General features: G+C 70.1%; 15 protein-coding genes. 10 read left to right on the top strand and 5 right to left on the bottom strand.

What is annotated here, in order from left to right:
* Positions 1 to 595 precede the first annotated feature (595 nt).
* Complete coding sequence (locus AC5P1B_RS27855; protein WP_493890650.1) at positions 596 to 1,192, bottom strand: helix-turn-helix domain-containing protein; 597 nt, start codon at positions 1,190 to 1,192, stop codon at positions 596 to 598.
* A gap of 207 nt (positions 1,193 to 1,399) precedes the next feature.
* Between AC5P1B_RS27855 and AC5P1B_RS27850 the strand changes: the two genes are divergently transcribed.
* Both AC5P1B_RS27850 and AC5P1B_RS27845 read left to right on the top strand, forming a co-directional pair.
* Positions 1,400 to 2,116, top strand: a complete 717-nt coding sequence (locus AC5P1B_RS27850) for a class I SAM-dependent methyltransferase (protein ID WP_493890576.1) — start codon at positions 1,400 to 1,402, stop codon at positions 2,114 to 2,116.
* 191 nt (positions 2,117 to 2,307) lie between these two features.
* Positions 2,308 to 3,786 carry an aminotransferase class I/II-fold pyridoxal phosphate-dependent enzyme gene (locus AC5P1B_RS27845; protein WP_493890648.1) on the top strand — a complete coding sequence of 493 codons (1,479 nt, stop codon included), beginning with the start codon at positions 2,308 to 2,310 and terminating at the stop codon, positions 3,784 to 3,786.
* 157 nt (positions 3,787 to 3,943) lie between these two features.
* On the opposite strand, the gene AC5P1B_RS27840 is transcribed toward AC5P1B_RS27845, so the two are convergent.
* Complete coding sequence (locus AC5P1B_RS27840) at positions 3,944 to 5,344, bottom strand: NADP-dependent succinic semialdehyde dehydrogenase (RefSeq protein WP_493890575.1); 1,401 nt, start codon at positions 5,342 to 5,344, stop codon at positions 3,944 to 3,946.
* Positions 5,345 to 5,598: 254 nt separating this feature from the next.
* Here AC5P1B_RS27840 and AC5P1B_RS27835 point away from each other — a divergent pair, with 254 nt between their 5' ends.
* The 5 genes from AC5P1B_RS27835 to AC5P1B_RS27815 all read left to right on the top strand — a co-directional run bounded on the left by AC5P1B_RS27835 (position 5,599) and on the right by AC5P1B_RS27815 (position 12,950).
* On the top strand, positions 5,599 to 7,974 hold the full coding sequence (locus tag AC5P1B_RS27835) for a phosphoketolase family protein (RefSeq protein ID WP_493890574.1): 2,376 nt from the start codon (positions 5,599 to 5,601) through the stop codon (positions 7,972 to 7,974).
* The gene (locus AC5P1B_RS27830; RefSeq protein WP_493890647.1) at positions 7,971 to 8,531 is read left to right on the top strand and encodes a DUF6328 family protein; all 561 of its coding nucleotides are present in this window, start codon (positions 7,971 to 7,973) and stop codon (positions 8,529 to 8,531) included. The genes AC5P1B_RS27835 and AC5P1B_RS27830 overlap by 4 nt, the downstream gene beginning before the upstream one ends.
* Before the next feature lie 345 nt (positions 8,532 to 8,876).
* The gene (locus tag AC5P1B_RS27825) at positions 8,877 to 11,087 is read left to right on the top strand and encodes an MMPL family transporter (protein WP_493890573.1); all 2,211 of its coding nucleotides are present in this window, start codon (positions 8,877 to 8,879) and stop codon (positions 11,085 to 11,087) included.
* Positions 11,088 to 11,092: 5 nt separating this feature from the next.
* Positions 11,093 to 12,274 (top strand): sensor histidine kinase, encoded by a 1,182-nt coding sequence (locus AC5P1B_RS27820; RefSeq protein WP_493890570.1) that lies wholly within the window; start codon positions 11,093 to 11,095, stop codon positions 12,272 to 12,274.
* Between the two features lies 1 nt (position 12,275).
* Complete coding sequence (locus AC5P1B_RS27815) at positions 12,276 to 12,950, top strand: response regulator (protein ID WP_493890569.1); 675 nt, start codon at positions 12,276 to 12,278, stop codon at positions 12,948 to 12,950.
* Between the two features lie 10 nt (positions 12,951 to 12,960).
* On the opposite strand, the gene AC5P1B_RS27810 is transcribed toward AC5P1B_RS27815, so the two are convergent.
* Both AC5P1B_RS27810 and AC5P1B_RS27805 read right to left on the bottom strand, forming a co-directional pair.
* Positions 12,961 to 13,182, bottom strand: a complete 222-nt coding sequence (locus tag AC5P1B_RS27810; RefSeq protein WP_493890568.1) for a DUF397 domain-containing protein — start codon at positions 13,180 to 13,182, stop codon at positions 12,961 to 12,963.
* Complete coding sequence (locus AC5P1B_RS27805; protein WP_493890567.1) at positions 13,179 to 14,051, bottom strand: helix-turn-helix domain-containing protein; 873 nt, start codon at positions 14,049 to 14,051, stop codon at positions 13,179 to 13,181. Before AC5P1B_RS27805 ends, AC5P1B_RS27810 begins: the two co-directional genes overlap by 4 nt.
* A 278-nt stretch (positions 14,052 to 14,329) precedes the next feature.
* Here AC5P1B_RS27805 and AC5P1B_RS27800 point away from each other — a divergent pair, with 278 nt between their 5' ends.
* From AC5P1B_RS27800 to AC5P1B_RS27790, 3 genes are read left to right on the top strand one after another with little or no spacing between them, the layout of a single operon-like run.
* Complete coding sequence (locus AC5P1B_RS27800) at positions 14,330 to 14,470, top strand: hypothetical protein (RefSeq protein WP_493890565.1); 141 nt, start codon at positions 14,330 to 14,332, stop codon at positions 14,468 to 14,470.
* Positions 14,467 to 14,709, top strand: coding sequence for a DUF7848 domain-containing protein (locus AC5P1B_RS27795; protein ID WP_493890564.1), 243 nt, complete (start codon positions 14,467 to 14,469; stop codon positions 14,707 to 14,709). Before AC5P1B_RS27800 ends, AC5P1B_RS27795 begins: the two co-directional genes overlap by 4 nt.
* Before the next feature lie 11 nt (positions 14,710 to 14,720).
* Positions 14,721 to 14,957, top strand: a complete 237-nt coding sequence (locus tag AC5P1B_RS27790) for a DUF7848 domain-containing protein (RefSeq protein WP_493890563.1) — start codon at positions 14,721 to 14,723, stop codon at positions 14,955 to 14,957.
* A 74-nt stretch (positions 14,958 to 15,031) separates the two neighbouring features.
* On the opposite strand, the gene AC5P1B_RS27785 is transcribed toward AC5P1B_RS27790, so the two are convergent.
* Positions 15,032 to 15,409, bottom strand: a complete 378-nt coding sequence (locus tag AC5P1B_RS27785; protein WP_493890562.1) for a VOC family protein — start codon at positions 15,407 to 15,409, stop codon at positions 15,032 to 15,034.
* Positions 15,410 to 15,495 lie beyond the last annotated feature (86 nt).

Below are 15,495 nucleotides of genomic sequence, written 5' to 3'. Positions count from 1 at the left end.
TGCCGGGGCGCGGCAGGGCTGAGCGGATAATGGATATGCGGGATGCGGTTCCGGCGGGCAGATCAGGGCTCCCCTTCCCTGATCGCACGCCTCCGGCGATTCCGCGGGCCGCGGACGTGATCATGTCACGAAGCAAGAGGTATGTGGGGTACCTCTCGATCGCCCACCACATAGTGCGGCATGTCGGTCGCATCCCGGGAACGAACGGGCCGGTAGGGTGCCGGAACTTGTCAGGTTTCGCGCGGGTGTGACGCGCGTTCACCATGGCGAAGGGCGACTCTCCCGCCACCCTTCCCACCTCGCCGAACACCCCCGCCGCCGAGGTGACCTGCGACGCCAGTGGTCTAGACCCTTCAGGTCAAGCGGCAATTGCCGCCAGACCGAACGCCCGGTATGCGAACCCTCGACACGGGAAATCGGCCGAATGGCGACTGTCCTGGATGTTCCGTTTGTCGCGGTAGTTGACCAGGAAACGATCGTTGCTCCTTGCGTTCGCGACGCTACGCACTCCCCGAATGGGTATGCCGCCCCGGTCCTGGCCGACCTCGTCGGCCGCGATCCGGACCACGGGCCCCACCAGCGGCCGCGGTGCGATTCACCCGGCGGCGGGCCGTACGCGCACGTGCATGCGCTCGCCCTGAGCCCCGTACAGGGCGAGGAACTCGACGGGATGGTCTCCGGCGTTGGCGAATCCGTGCGGCGTACGGGTGTCGAACTCGGCGGCCTCACCGGCGGTGAGGACGAGGTCGCGCTCGCCCAGAGCGAGGAGCAGGCGGCCGGAGAGGATGTAGAGCCACTCGTATCCTTCGTGCGTGTTCTGCTCGGGCCGCGTGGTGGGCCGGCCGGTCTTGGCGACGGGGAGGATCTGTTTGTAGGCGTGCAGGCCGCCGAGGTGCCGGGTCAGGGGTACCCAGGTGTGGCCGAAGCGGGTGAACGGCCGCGGGTGGATGCGCGGATCACCGGTCTGGGGCGCGCCGACCAGTTCGTCGAGCGGCACACCGTACGCCTTGGCCAGCGGCAGCAGGAGTTTCAGGGTCGGCTCGCGCTGTCCGGCTTCCAGGCGGGAGAGCGTACTCAGGGAGATCCCGGTCTCGTCGCTGAGCTGGGCCAAGGTGGAGCCCCGCGTTTTCCGCAGGGCCCGCAGTCGCGGTCCGACGGCGGTCAGCACATGCGTGAGGTCGTCAGCGGTCATCTCCTTATTTGCCATGGTAGCAAATATCTTTGTCAAGGTGCGGCGGGTGCGCGGAGGGTTGCCGCGAAGCGGAGGCAGTGCGCGTATGCGAACACCTCGCTGGCTCTCTCCGGAAGGGGAACGGCACACGAGCCCGCGCTCGGTGAGCGCCGCCCTGGGCACTGCTCCCAGCCATCCGCACCCTGCATGACGAGAGGCACGACGACCGTGGCTGACACGAACACGAACACGAACACCGACACGAACACCGACACCAACACCGACACCGACACCGACACCGACACGAACACCGACACCGGCACCGCCTCGGCCGCAGAGTTCTGGGACGAGCGCTATGAGCAGAGCGGCCGGATATGGAGCGGCGAGCCCAATGCCATCCTGGTCCGCGAGGCCGGTGGTCTGGCGCCTGGCAGCGCCCTGGACCTGGGCTGCGGGGAAGGGGGCGACGCTGTGTGGCTCGCGCGGCGGGGTTGGCGCGTCACCGCCACCGACGTCTCCCGCGTCGCCCTGGACCGAGCGGCCGAGCACGCGGCCGAGGCTCAGGTCGCCGACCGGATCGACTGGCGGCACCACGACCTCGCGGCGTCCTTCCCGGCCGGTTCCTTCGACCTGGTCTCCGCCCAGTTCCTGCATTCCCTCCTCAACATGCCGCGCGAGCAGATCCTGCGGAACGCCGCCGCGGCCGTCGCACCGGGCGGCATCCTCCTGATCGCCGGCCACGCGGACTTCCCCTCCGGGGAGACCGGCCCGCACCCCGACGTGCATTTCCCCACCCCCCAGGAGGTTCTGGCCTCCCTCAGCCTGACGGCCGGACAGTGGGACACGCTCGTCAGCGACACCCACGAGCACCACCTGACCGGCCCCGACGGACAGCCCGCCACCCGCACGAACAACACCCTGAAGATACGGCGCCGGTCTGCTTGAGCCGCCCGCCCGGGCACCACACCCGAGCAGCTGTCCGCAACGGGACGTCGGCCAGGGCCGAGTGGCCGTGTTCACCCGTGCGGAACCGGTATTCAGACGCGCCGGCTGGGAACCCGTCCCGCATGAGCAACCAGACGGATGACGCGGCAGGCGCCACGAAGCAAACCCGGCGGACCGGGCGCGAGCAGCGGATGGACCAGACCAGGGCACCGGTCCTGGACGCCTTGGCCCGCTATCACGAACACGGCGAGCTGTCCTTCTCACCACCGGGCCACAAGCAGGCCAGGGGCGCCGACCCGCTCGTCCGCCGGGTGCTCGGCGACGCCGTGTTCGCGTCGGACGTGCTGGCCATCGGCGGTCTCGACGACCACCAGGAGTCCGAGCAGGTGCTGCTGCGCGCCGAGCAACTGATGGCGGAGGCGGTGCACGCCCGGCACACCTTCTTCTCCACGTGCGGCAGCTCCCTGTCCGTCAAGGCCGCGATGCTCACGGTGGCCGGTCCGCACCAGAAGCTGCTGGTCGGACGGGACGCGCACAAGTCGGTCGTGGCCGGGCTGATCCTGTCAGGGGTGCGGCCGGTCTGGGTGGAGCCGCAGTGGGACGAGCAGCGGCACCTGGCGCACGGCCCGTCCGCCGCGTCGTTCGAGGCGGCGTTCGCGGAACACCCCGACGCGCGCGGCGCCCTGGTGACCAGTCCGACCCCTTACGGGGCCTGCGCCGATCTCGCCGGTATCGCCACGGTGTGTCACCGCCGTGGGCGCCCGCTGATCGTGGACGAGGCGTGGGGCGCCCATCTGCCCTTCCATCCGGATCTGCCGTCCTGGGCGATGGACGCCGGGGCCGATATCTGTGTCACCAGCATCCACAAGATGGGCAGCGGCCTGGAGCAGGGGTCCGTCTTCCACCACGGCGGCGACCTCATCGATCATGCCGTCCTGGCCTCGCGCGCCGACCTGCTCGGCACCACGAGCCCGTCCGTCCTCATCTACGCCGGGCTCGACGGCTGGCGGCGCCAGATGGCGCTGCACGGCGAGGAGTTGCTGGGCGCGGCGCTGGACCTCGCGCACCGGACGCGGGCGGAGATCGAGACGCTGGACGGGATGCATGTCAACGACCGCGCCGACTTCGTCGGACCGGGGCGAGCCGCCGACCTCGACCCGCTACCGGTGATCATCGACATCGAGGAGACGGGCACCACCGGATACCGGGCGGCGCGGTGGCTGCGCGAGCGGCACCACATCGACGTCCACCTGGCCGACCACCGGCGCATCAGTACCCAGCTCACGCACGCCGACTCCGAGGAGACGACGCGGCCCCTGCTCGACGCGCTGCGCGAGCTGTCGAAGCACGCGGGTGAACTGCGGGACGCGCCCCGCGTCGAGGTGCCCTCGCCGGGTGAGCTGCGGCTTGAGCAGGGCTGTCTGCCCCGGGACGCGTACTTCGGCACGGTGGAGGATGTACCGGTGGAGCAGGCGCGGGGGCGGATCGCCGCCGAGATGCTCACCCCGTATCCGCCGGGCGTCCCGGCGGCGCTGCCGGGGGAACGGCTCACCGAGTCGGTGCTGCGCTATCTGGTGACCGGGGTCGAGGCAGGCATGCGGGTGCCGGACGCGGCGGATGAGGGATTGCGGACCGTACGGGTGCTGGTACGGGAGCCGCACGCGGACTGAGCCCGCGCGGACTGAGACCACGAGCCCGCGGCGCGCACGGGGCCTGGGCAGCGCCCAGGCCCCCACGTCCTCGTACGACTCGTACGACTGTCCGCGAACTCCTCAAACGCCGGACGGGCTCCGGACGGGCTGGAGTACGCGAGGCCCCGACGGGCGGTCAGCCGTTCGGGGGGCCGTACCAGACCGTGGTCGCGTTGCAGAACTCGCGGATGCCGTGGCCTGCCAGTTCGCGGCCGTAGCCGGAGCGCTTGACGCCGCCGAAGGGCAAGCCCGGGTGGGAGGCCGTCATACCGTTGAAGAAGACACCACCGGCCGCGAGGTCGCGGATGAGCCGCTCCTGCTCCGTCTCGTCGCGCGTCCACGCGTTGGAGCTGAGACCGAACGAGGTGTCGTTGGCGACGTGGACCGCCTCGTCCAGGTCGGCGACCCGGTACAGGGAGGCGACCGGGCCGAACGCCTCTTCGCGGTGGATGCGCATGTCCGCGCTGATGTGGGCCAGCACCGTCGGCTCGTAGTACCACCCCGCGTCCAGCCCGGCTGGTCGTTTGCCGCCGCACAGGGCGGTGGCGCCGTGCTGGATGGCGTCGTCGACCAGTTCCTCCAGTTGTCCGCGGCCCGCTTCGCTGGAGAGCGGGCCGACGTCCGTGCCCTCCGCTGCCGGGTCGCCGACGCGCAGCGCGCGCATGCCCTCGACGAAGGCGTCGGTGAACTCGTCGTAGACGTCGGTGTGCACGATGAAGCGCTTGGCCGCGATGCAGGACTGGCCGGTGTTCTGCACCCGGGCGGTGACCGCGGTCTTCGCCGCGCGGGCGATGTCGGCGGAGGGCAGCACGACGTACGGGTCGCTGCCGCCGAGTTCGAGCACGGTCTTCTTGACCTCGTCACCGGCGATGGAGGCGACCGACCGCCCTGCGGGCTCGCTGCCGGTGAGGGTCGCGGCGGCCACCCGGGGGTCGCGCAGGATGCCCTCGATGGCACCGGAGCCGACGAGCAGGGTCTGGAAGGCCCCCTCGGGGAAGCCCGCCCTGCGGAACAGGTCTTCCAGGAACAGGGCGGTCTGCGGCACGTTGGAGGCGTGCTTGAGGAGGCCCACGTTGCCCGCCATCAGGGCGGGGGCGGCGAACCGTACGACCTGCCAGACGGGGAAGTTCCACGGCATCACCGCGAGCACGGGGCCCAGGGGCCGGTAGCGCACGAACGCGCGGGCCGCGCCGGAGTCGGCGACGTCGTCGGGCGCGGGCTGTTCGTCGGCGAGCAGTCGCTCCGCGTTCGCGGCGTACCAGCGCATCGCCTTCGCGCACTTCGCCACCTCGGCGCGGGCGGCGGCCAGCGGCTTGCCCATCTCGGTGGTGATGGTCCGCGCGGCATCTTCCTGGTTTTCTTCCAGCAGGTCAGCCGCCTTGCGCAGGCGCTCGGCGCGATAGGCGAAGGAGGTGGTGCGGTAGGTGTCGAAGGCGGTGGTCGCACGTTCGAGGCAGACCCCCACGGCGTCGTCGGTGAGGGGGTCGAAGGTCTTCAGAGTCTCGCCGTTCGCCGGATTCACGGTGGCGATGGGCATGAGGTGCCTCCCTTGGCGTCCGATAAGGCCGTGGTCCCGTCCTCGACCATGCAGGCCGTCCGCGTACCCCGCAACGCGTCCTTCAGCCACCCGGCCGGGCGCCGGGCCCGCGGGGACCGCCCGGCCCGGCCGGGCGCCGGGCCGGGCCCGGCCCGCGGGGGGAGGGCGCCGGTCCCTCTCGCGCGAGGGGCATATCGGCGCGACGCTGGGTATTCGGGAACAGTCCGGCGTCCGAGAGCAGAAAGGCACGCGGCATGGCCACAGCCCCTCCGGCTCAGCTGTCCGATCACGACCTCGCCACGGTGGACCTGTACTGGCGGGCAGCGAACTACCTCGCGGTCGGCCAGATCTACCTCATGGACAACCCGCTGCTGACCGAGCCCCTGCGCGCCGAGCACATCAAGCCACGCGTGCTGGGCCACTGGGGTACGAGCCCGGGGCTCAATCTGATCTACGCGCATCTGAACCGGGTCATCTCCGCGCGTGGTCTGAACGCCATCCACATCACGGGACCGGGGCACGGCGGCCCGGCCACGGTGGCCTGCTGCTGGCTGGACGGCACCTACTCCGAGGTGTACCGGGATGTCACACGCGACGCCGACGGCATGGCCCGGCTGTTCCGCCAGTTCTCCTTCCCGGGCGGCGTTCCCAGCCATGTGGCGCCCGAGACGCCGGGCTCCATCCACGAGGGCGGTGAGCTGGGGTACGCACTGAGCCACGCGTACGGTGCCGCCTTCGACAATCCGGACCTGGTCGTCGCGGCGATCGTCGGCGACGGCGAGGCCGAGACGGGGCCGCTGGCCACCGGCTGGCACGGCAACAAGTTCCTCGACCCCGTACACGACGGCGCTGTGCTGCCGATCCTGCACCTCAACGGCTACAAGATCGCCAACCCGACGGTGCTGGCCCGCGTTCCGCAGGACGAGCTGGATCAGCTGCTGCGCGGCTACGGGCACGACCCGGTCTACGTCAGCGGTGACAACCCGGAAGCGGTGCACCGCGCCCTGGCGGCGGCCCTCGACGGCTGCCTCGACCGGATCGCCGAGTACCAGACCGCCGCCAGGGCGCGCGGCGAAGGGCTCGCCGAGCGGCCCCACTGGCCCATGATCGTGCTGCGCACGCCGAAGGGCTGGACCGGGCCGAAGATCGTGGACGGGCTGCCCGTGGAGGACACCTGGCGGGCTCATCAGGTGCCGCTGAGCCAGGTGCGGAGCAACCCGGGGCACCTCGCCCAACTTGAGGCGTGGCTGCGTTCGTACGGGCCCGGGGAGCTGTTCGACGACTCGGGGCGGCCGCGCCCCGGACTGCTGGGCCACGTACCCGAGGGCGACCGGCGTCTGGGCTCCAGTCCGCACGCCAACGGCGGGCGGCTGCTGCGCTCGCTTCCGGTGCCCGACATCCGCAACTACGCCGTGGAGGTCATCAAGCCGGGCACCACCCTCCATGAGCCGACCCGGGCGCTGGGCGGGCTGCTGCGCGACGTACTGCGGCGCACGGAAGGGCGCCGTGACTTCCGCGTGTTCGGCCCGGACGAGACCGAGTCGAACCGCCTTCAGGACGTGTACGAGGCCAGCGGCAAGGGCTGGCAGGAGAAGGTGCTCGGGGTCGATGAGCACCTGTCGCGGGACGGCCGGGTCCTGGAGATGCTGTCCGAGCACAACTGCCAGGGCTGGCTTGAGGGTTATCTGCTGACCGGGCGGCACGGCCTGTTCTCCTCGTACGAGGCGTTCATCCACATCGTGACGTCGATGGCCAACCAGCACGCCAAGTGGCTGAAGGTCTCCCGCGAGCTGCCGTGGCGGATGCCCGTCGCCTCGCTGAACTACCTGCTGACGTCGCATGTGTGGCGCCAGGACCACAACGGTTTCTCCCACCAGGACCCCGGGTTCATCGACCACATGGTCAACAAGGACCCGCACACCATCCGGGTCTACCTGCCGCCGGACACCAACTCGCTGCTCGCGGTCGCCGGGCAGACCCTCGACACCCGGGACCTGATCAACATCGTCGCCGCGGGCAAGCAGCCCGCCTTCGACTGGCTGTCCATCGAGGACGCCGTCAACCATGTGCACCGGGGCGTCAGCGTGTGGGACTGGGCGGGGACCGACACCGGCCGGGAGCCCGACGTGGTGCTGGCCGCCGCGGGCGACGTCCCCACCATGGAGGTCATGGCGGCCACCTCGCTGCTGCGCGCGTATCTGCCGCAACTCGCCGTCCGCGTCGTCAACGTCGTCGACCTGATGCGGCTGCTGCCACCGGAGGACCACCCCAACGGGCTGCCGGGGCCCGGCTTCGACGCGGTGTTCACCACCGACAAGCCCGTCATCTTCGCCTACCACGGCTACCCCTGGCTGATCCACCGGATGACCTACCGCCGCACCGGACACGACAACTTCCATGTGCGCGGCTACAAGGAGGAAGGCACCACGACGACCCCGTTCGACATGGTCGTCCGCAACGACATGGACCGCTACCGCCTGGTCATGGACGTCATCGACCGGGTCCCCGGACTCGCCCTGACCGCCATCTCCGTACGGCAGCAGATGAAGGACAAGCGCAACGAACACCACACGTACATCCGTGCGTACGGCGAGGACCTGCCGGAGGTGCGGGACTGGTCGTGGACATGAACCTCAGCGCACACCGCTCCGGCGGGCCGGAGCCCAGGCCATCGCGCGACGGGCGTGATGAGACCCAGGAGGAACGCGCCGACCGCCGCTGGGCGGAACTCCTCCAGGAGTTGCGGGTCGCCCAGACCGGCAACCAGATCCTGCTGGCCTTCCTGCTGACGGTCGCCTTCACGCCCCGCTTCCCGGGTCTCTCCGACACCAACCGGATGATCTACGTCGTGACGGTGCTGTTCGGCGCGGCGGCCACCGGCGCGTTGATCGCGCCGGTCTCCATCCACCGCTTCGTCACCGGTCGCGGCGTCAAGCCGCAGACCGTCGTCTGGGCGGCGCGCTGCACCCTGGCCGGGCTGATCCTGCTGCTGTGCACGATCGGTTCGGCACTGCTGCTGATCCTGCGTGTCACCCTGGACGACCATGTGGCGAGCTGGCTGGTGACCGGCGTGATGATCTGGTTCGCGGGCTGCTGGTTCCTGCCCGCCTACGTGATGCGGCGCGGGCAGAACGGCAAAGAGGACGGCAAGGGGGCCGCGCGACGGGACGGCAAGGGCGGCGGTTAGGGCCTGCGCGGGCCGCCGACGGTCAGGGGGTCTCCGCCGGTCAGGCGTGCCCCGGCATGGAGGCTGGGCACGGACGTGCCCCGTCAGGGGCGCGGGGAACTGCGCGACCAGCCACGAACCCACCCGCACTCCACGACACACGAACAGGGCCCCCAGCACGATCCGCCGGACACGGCACAAGGCCCTCCCGGGCCGCCGGTGCGGACCGTCCCACGCTGGGACGCGGTGCAGGAGGGGGGCTTTCCCTAGGGGAAGCCCCCCGACTCGTGTCCACCGATCGGTGGACACGAGGTTCAACCGGCCGAGGCTGTCGGCGATGGCAGCGCTGCGACCAGCATGTTCGGCATGACGAACTTCCCTGTACGGATGGCCCGGCGGAGCGCCAGACACCCTTGGCGCGCGATCGGCGGCTGGTTCCTCTTTGTCGCTCTGTGTCTCGGAACCGGGCTTACGGTCGGCGGCAACGCCGCCACCGGTGACGACTTCCGCATCGGCGAGGCCGGGCGGGCGGAGGCGATGGCTGCCGAGGGCGGCCTGGAGCAAAAGCCCGTGGAACGCGTACTGATCACCGCCAAACCCGGCACGGGCCGCCTGGACAAGGCCGCGTCCGATGCCGCCGCCCAGGACATCACCAGCCGGATGCGGAAACTGCCCGAAGTACGGTCCGTGGACGCCCCGGTGCGCTCGGCCGACGGCACGGCGGTCCGGGTCGATGTGACGCTCAAGGGTGAGGAACTCGACGGCAAGAAGCACGTCGAGCCGCTGCGGGCGCAGACCTCCGAGGTGCAAGGCGCCCACCCCGGCCTGCGGGTCGAGGAGACGGGCGGCCCCTCCATCGGCCAGGGCATCGACGAACAGCGGGGCGACGATCTCGCCCGCACCGAGATGATCGCGCTGCCGGTCACGCTGATCACCCTGCTCATCGTCTTCCGTTCCACGGCGATGGCCGCCGTGCCGCTGCTGCTGGCGCTCTCCTCGATCGCCGCGTCCATCGGGCTGTCGATGCTCGCCTCGCACGTCTTCCCGGACGCCGGCATCGGCGCCAGCATCATCCTGCTGATCGGGCTGGCGGTCGGCGTCGACTACACCCTCTTCTATCTGAAGCGGGAGCGGGAGGAACGGGCCCGCGCCGACGGCAAGCTGAGCTCGCAGGCGCTGGTGGAACTGGCCGCGGCCACCTCGGGCCGGGCCGTCGTGGTCTCCGGGCTCGCCGTCGCCGTCTCCAGCGCGACGCTGTATCTGGCCGACGACGTCATCTTCTCCTCGATCGCCACCGCCGCGATCATCGTCACCCTGGTCGCCGTCGTCAGCTCGCTGACCATCCTGCCCGCGCTGCTGGCCAAGCTCGGTGAGCGGGCGGAGCGCAGGGCGGCACGCAAGGCCGACCGCGCGGCCAGGAACGGCAAGACCGTACGGCCGAGGCAGCCGAAGAAGGACGGCGGCCGGATCACCGCGGCCATGCTGCGTCCCACGAGCAAGCGCCCCGCCGCCACGCTGGTGGTCGCCGCGCTCGCCATGCTCGCCCTCGCCTCCCCGCTGCTGGGCCTGAACCTGACCGACATGGGCCGCGAGACCCACCCCCGCAGCATCCCCGCCATGCAGACCTTCGACCGGCTCAACCACGCGTTTCCCGAGCTGAAGTCCATGCACCAGGTCGTCGTACGCGCCGATGCCGACCGCGCGGACGAGGTGACCGGAGCGCTGCGCGAGCTGGCCCGGCGCGCGAAGAGCGACCCGCGGCTCACCGGCACGGCGGACCTGCGCACCTCACCGGACGGCCGGATCAGCCTGCTGGAGCTGCGCGTTCCGCACTATGTGAGCACCGAAGCGGCGCAGGGCTCCCTCAAGGACCTCCGCGCCGACTCCGTGCCCACGACCGTCGGCAAGCTGAGCGGCGTCCAGATCGCGGTGACCGGAGACGTCGCCCGCTACGCCGACTACCCCGAGCACCAGAAGCAGAAGCTGCCGCTGATCATCGGGGCGCTGCTGCTGGCGACCTTCGCGATGACGGTGTGGGCGTTCCGCTCCGTGGCCCTCGGTCTGGTCGGCGTGGTGCTGAACCTGCTCTCGGCGGCGGCCTCACTCGGTCTGCTGGTACTGGTCTTCCAGCACACCTGGGCCGAGGGGCTGCTCGGTTTCACCTCCACCGGCTCGATCGGGTCCCGGGTGCCGCTGCTGCTGTTCGTGATCCTCTTCGGCCTGTCGATGGACTACCAGGTGTTCGTGATCAGCCGGATCAGGGAGGCGGCGCTGCGCGGTGTGCCCACCCGGGAGGCCGTACTCCAGGGCATCGGCAGCTCGGCGGGCGTGGTGACCAGCGCCGCCTTCGTGATGGTGACGGTGTTCGCCAGCTTCGTCTTCCTGCACATCATGGAGATGAAGCAGATGGGCTTCAGCCTGGCGGTGGCCGTCCTGCTGGACGCCGTCATCATCCGCATCATGATCCTGCCCTCGCTCATGCTGCTGATGGGGGACAAGTCCTGGTGGCCGTCGCGCGGCATGCGCCGTGCGCAGAGCGCCGCCCCCGCTGACGAGGCGCTGGAAAAAGTAGGCTGACCGGCATGACACGACGGCCGCAGCCCGACGACGAGCTCCCGATACCGGTACCGCACCGGTGGAACGCGGTCTTCTGGGTGCTCCTGGGTCTGGTGCCACCCGCCGTCGCCGTGGCGGACGCATCCGCCGCGACGAAGTCCGTGTCGTTGGTGCTGCTGTCGGTGCTCGCCCTGTGCTACGCGACGGTGGCGATGTTCCCCGGGAACCGGGTGCTGCGCCCGCACGCCTATCTGGGCGTGCTCGCGCTCGGTCTCGGTGCGATGTCCTACCTGCTCAACGGCGGGGCGGCGATGTTCGTGGTGACACTGCCACACTTCTGGATCTACGCGGCGGGGCCGGGCATGTCGATCGCCTTCAGCGGCCTCGCCGCCGTGGCGACGGTGGCGGGCAACGTCCTGCGGGAGGGCCCGGACGGTGAGTTCTTCACCGGCAACGTCATCGCCACCCTCGTCGGCTACGCGGCCAGTGTGCTGCTCGGACTGTGGATGAGCCGTCTCGTCGAACAGAGCGACGCGCGCACCAGCCGCCTGAGCGCCGAGCTGGAGAGCGCCCGGCTGCGGCTGGCCGAGGCGCACCAGCGCCAGGGTGCGGCGGAGGAGCGCGAGCGGATCGCCCGGGAGATCCACGACACCCTCGCGCAGGGCTTCGCCTCCATCATCGTGCTGGCGGAGGCGGCCCGGTCAGGTATCAGCACCGATCCCGGCAGGAGCGCGCAGCAGTTGCTCTCGATCGAGCACACCGCGCGCGAGAACTTCGCCGAGGCGCGCGTCCTGGTCGGCTCCGCCCCGCACGGCGCCGACCCCGGGTCGGTCGCCCGGGCCCTGCGGCGGACGCTGGACCGGTTCGCCGAGGACACCGGGCTCGCCGTCAGCGCGGACCTGCCCGACGTCGACTGCGACCAGCCGACCCGGATCGCGCTGCTGCGCTGCACCCAGGAGTCACTGGCCAACGTGCGCAAGCACGCGGGCGCTTCCACGGTGGGCGCCGTCCTCACCGAGCACCCGTACGGCGTCGAACTGGAGATCACCGACGACGGCTGCGGCTTCGTGGTCGAGGAGTCCCACGGCTTCGGCCTCGACGGCATGCGCAAACGTCTGGCCGAACTCGGTGGTCAGCTCAGCGTCACCAGCTCACTCGGCGACGGCACCCGTGTCCTCGCCATGATTCCTACGAACGGTCAGGTGTGACATGACGGCTGTGCCGCCCGCGCAGGGGAAACTCCGCATCATCGTCGTGGACGACCACACGGTGATGCGCGCCGGGGTCGTCGCCCTGCTGGCCTCCGAGCCCACCATCGAGATCGTCGGCGAGGCGGGCGAAGGGCGCGCGGCCGTCGAACTCGTCGGACGCCTGGAGCCTGACGTGGCGCTGATCGACCTGCGGATGCCCGTCCTTGACGGGGTGGCCGCCACCACGCGGATCGTGGCGAGCGGCGTACGGACCCGGGTGCTGATCCTCACCACGTACGACACCGACGCGGAGATCGAGCGCGCGGTCGAGGCGGGCGCCATCGGCTATCTGCTCAAGGACACCACGCGCGAACAGCTCGTCGACGCCATCCACGCGGCGGCCAGGGGCGAGACCGTTTTGGCCCCGAGGGTCGCCGAGCGGCTGGTCGCCCGGATGCGACGGCCCGCCCCCGTGGCGCTGACCGCGCGGGAGCTTGACGTGCTGAACGCGGTGGCCGACGGTCTCTCCAACGCCGGGATCGGCGAACGGCTGGTGATCGCCGAGGCGACGGTCAAGACACATCTGCTGCGCGTCTTCGCGAAGCTTGACGTCAGCGACCGCACGCACGCGGTGGTCGTGGCCCTCGAACGCGGCCTGCTGAACCGGCCTGCGCCGGACCAGCGCCCTCGGTAAGGCGTTGCCGTCAGACTGGGAAGTCACCGCGCTTGACGCCCGCGACGAATGCGGACCAGGCCGACGCCTCGAAGACCAGGGCGGGGCCGTGGGGGTCCTTGCTGTCACGGACAGAGATCCGCGCGGCCAGGTTGGCGATCTCCACGCAGTTGCCCCCGCCGTTCGAGTAGGACGACTTCGACCAGCGCACGTTCAGGGACAATGCCTGCACCGGAACAAGGCTAGTGTTCATTCTGTGATCTCTTTCGACAGTTGATGCAGGATCTTCGGTGTATCGCGTGGTGGCAGGGCGCCTGCTGCCAGTGCGTCAAACATCCGGCCGAAACGCCCGACCTCCCTCGGCTTGTCAGTGACCGCGACGGTGAACCAGGCCGTGTCTGTCTGGACCGTCGTTGGTAAACCGTCGCCCAAGATCATGATATTGACGTCGTGGAACGCGACGTATCCGCGCGCTGACTGCGGCAGGACTTGCAGCGTTACGTTGTCCTTGCCAGCCAGGTCCGCCAGCGCTTCGTACTGCTCGCGCATGACCCCCGCGTTGCCAATGGCGTAGCGCAACGCTGGTTCGTACAGGACCGCCCAGAGCTTGAGCGGGTCGTCGTCGCGCGTCAGAGCGTCCTGCCGCTTCATGCGCAGCTGCACGCTCTGCTCAATGAACTCCGTGGTGGTCTCGTCAATCGGTTTGTGCTGCTCATGAACCGCCTGCGCATACGCCTGGGTTTGCAGCAGCCCCGGCACAACAGTGGGGTGGAATGTCCGGATCTCCCGAGCTGCCGACTCAACGCCCAGGAATCGCGGCATGCCTGAGAGCATCGTCGTTCCAGTGCCCGTCCACCATTCCCGGCTGGACGCTTCCCGCTGGAGCGTGATCAGCCGGGATACTTGTTCGTCGTCAGTGATCCCGTAGCGCTCCAGAAGTTCTCGCAGCTGAGAAGCTTGCCGAAGGGACTTCCAGCCGGTTTCGACGCGTTGCAGCGTGCTCTCGTCAACGTGCAGCCCCTGTACGGCCTCGGCGATGGTGTATCCGGCTCCCTTCCGTAGCTGTCGCAGTTCGTGCCCGAGCCCGATCCGTCTGGCTGTCGGCTGCGGTCTTGCGGCCATGTGCCCTCACTTCTGACGCACGTGCGCGCCGGTTCCTTCCTTGTGTTCAGCCTTGCACTCCTTGCGTGCGCAGCGGAAGCCCGTACGTGCGCTTTGGCACGTGCCAATTCTTCTGCTGAGGCTGATTCTCAAGCAGATTCTATTGCGGTGAACTCCAGGCGGCTTCACGGTGGTTGAAGTCAGGAACGACACTGAGGAGCGCAATCGTGAGTCATCGGAAGATTTTGAGGGCCTGTCGCGAACACCCAGGTGGGCGGGGCTTGGAGGGGGACACGGCCGTGAACGGCCCCACCCCCTGGCCCCCCGCGCCCGAACCCGCGGACGCCAAGCTCGCCGCGCTCATCGCGCGTGAGGACCAGCGAGCTGATGACGTTCCGCTGCCCGGGGACGACAACACCGAGAAGGTGAGCGAGCGGTGAACGACCCGAACGTCCTCGGACACACGATCCCTCGCGCCGCTGGCGCCGAACTCCTCTACAGCGCCATCTGTTTGGGCAGCGCCGACACCGACTGCGGAGCCGACTCCGACGAGTGGCTGACCCCTGACCCTTGCGAGACATGGATGCGCTCGCATCTCGATGAGACCGGGGGCGCGCACACCCGGTACAGGCGGTCACTGACGGACGTGGCCGACGCGACGGGCGGGGGCGCGGAATGAGCCGCGGTGTCATGCCCTACGTCCAGCACACCATCCGACAGGCCCCGGAGTCCGCCGTGACGTACGAAGCCTTCTGCATGACGGTTGGCTGCCGTCAGGAATCCGGTGGCCGGGAACGCCAGGAGGACGCCCAGGACTGGTGTCTGCGGCACACAGGCCGGCACGTGGGACACGACCTGTTCCGGCGCGTGGTCACTGACTACGCCCGCGTGCTCCGCACTGACGACGGTGCGGAGGGCCCGGCGTGATCCATCCCTACGGCTGTACGGCTGCCTACGGGCCACGTGGCCCGGCCGTAGGACACGCGTCGCCCACAGATGGCTCAGCTCCCCGGGCCCGCCGGGTCGGTGGGGTCGTCGCCGGGCACCAGGACGCAGAACTCGTTGCCCTGCGGGTCCGCCATGACCGTCGTCAGCCATCCGTTGTCGTCGAAGGGGCCGCGCAGGGTACGGGCGCCCAGCGCTCGCAGCCGCGCCAGTTCCGGTTCCATCTCGGGTACCCGCAGGTCCAGGTGCATGCGGTTCTTGCCGTGCTTCGGCTCGGGGACGCGTTGGAGCAGCAGTTCCGGGCCGTGGCCGTGCGGGTCGCCGACGGTGACGTACGGAGGGTGCGCGCGGAGCACCCGGTAGCCCAGGGCCCGTGCCCAGAACGGGGCGAGGGCGTCCGGGTCGGCGCAGTCCAGGACGAGAGCCAGTCGCATGGGCTCAACGGCCACACGACAGGGGAGGCGGCTCCCGGCGGGTACGCGGGTCAAGCATGAGGGACACCTCCGACTACGGGTGAGGG

It is taken from the genome of Streptomyces sp. A01 (assembly GCF_059026195.1).
This window is presented reverse-complemented; position numbering and strand designations above follow the sequence as displayed.

What these genes read in the sequence shown, in the direction of transcription:
- AC5P1B_RS27855 (WP_493890650.1), bottom strand. Translation starts at nt 1,192, where the DNA reads ATGACCGCTGACGACCTCACGCATGTGCTGACCGCCGTCGGACCGCGA.
- AC5P1B_RS27845 (WP_493890648.1), top strand. Translation starts at nt 2,308, where the DNA reads ATGGACCAGACCAGGGCACCGGTCCTGGACGCCTTGGCCCGCTATCAC.
- AC5P1B_RS27840 (WP_493890575.1), bottom strand. Translation starts at nt 5,344, where the DNA reads ATGCCCATCGCCACCGTGAATCCGGCGAACGGCGAGACTCTGAAGACC.
- AC5P1B_RS27835 (WP_493890574.1), top strand. Translation starts at nt 5,599, where the DNA reads ATGGCCACAGCCCCTCCGGCTCAGCTGTCCGATCACGACCTCGCCACG.
- AC5P1B_RS27830 (WP_493890647.1), top strand. Translation starts at nt 7,971, where the DNA reads ATGAACCTCAGCGCACACCGCTCCGGCGGGCCGGAGCCCAGGCCATCG.
- AC5P1B_RS27825 (WP_493890573.1), top strand. Translation starts at nt 8,877, where the DNA reads ATGACGAACTTCCCTGTACGGATGGCCCGGCGGAGCGCCAGACACCCT.
- AC5P1B_RS27820 (WP_493890570.1), top strand. Translation starts at nt 11,093, where the DNA reads ATGACACGACGGCCGCAGCCCGACGACGAGCTCCCGATACCGGTACCG.
- AC5P1B_RS27815 (WP_493890569.1), top strand. Translation starts at nt 12,276, where the DNA reads ATGACGGCTGTGCCGCCCGCGCAGGGGAAACTCCGCATCATCGTCGTG.
- AC5P1B_RS27810 (WP_493890568.1), bottom strand. Translation starts at nt 13,182, where the DNA reads ATGAACACTAGCCTTGTTCCGGTGCAGGCATTGTCCCTGAACGTGCGC.
- AC5P1B_RS27805 (WP_493890567.1), bottom strand. Translation starts at nt 14,051, where the DNA reads ATGGCCGCAAGACCGCAGCCGACAGCCAGACGGATCGGGCTCGGGCAC.
- AC5P1B_RS27790 (WP_493890563.1), top strand. Translation starts at nt 14,721, where the DNA reads ATGCCCTACGTCCAGCACACCATCCGACAGGCCCCGGAGTCCGCCGTG.
- AC5P1B_RS27785 (WP_493890562.1), bottom strand. Translation starts at nt 15,409, where the DNA reads ATGCGACTGGCTCTCGTCCTGGACTGCGCCGACCCGGACGCCCTCGCC.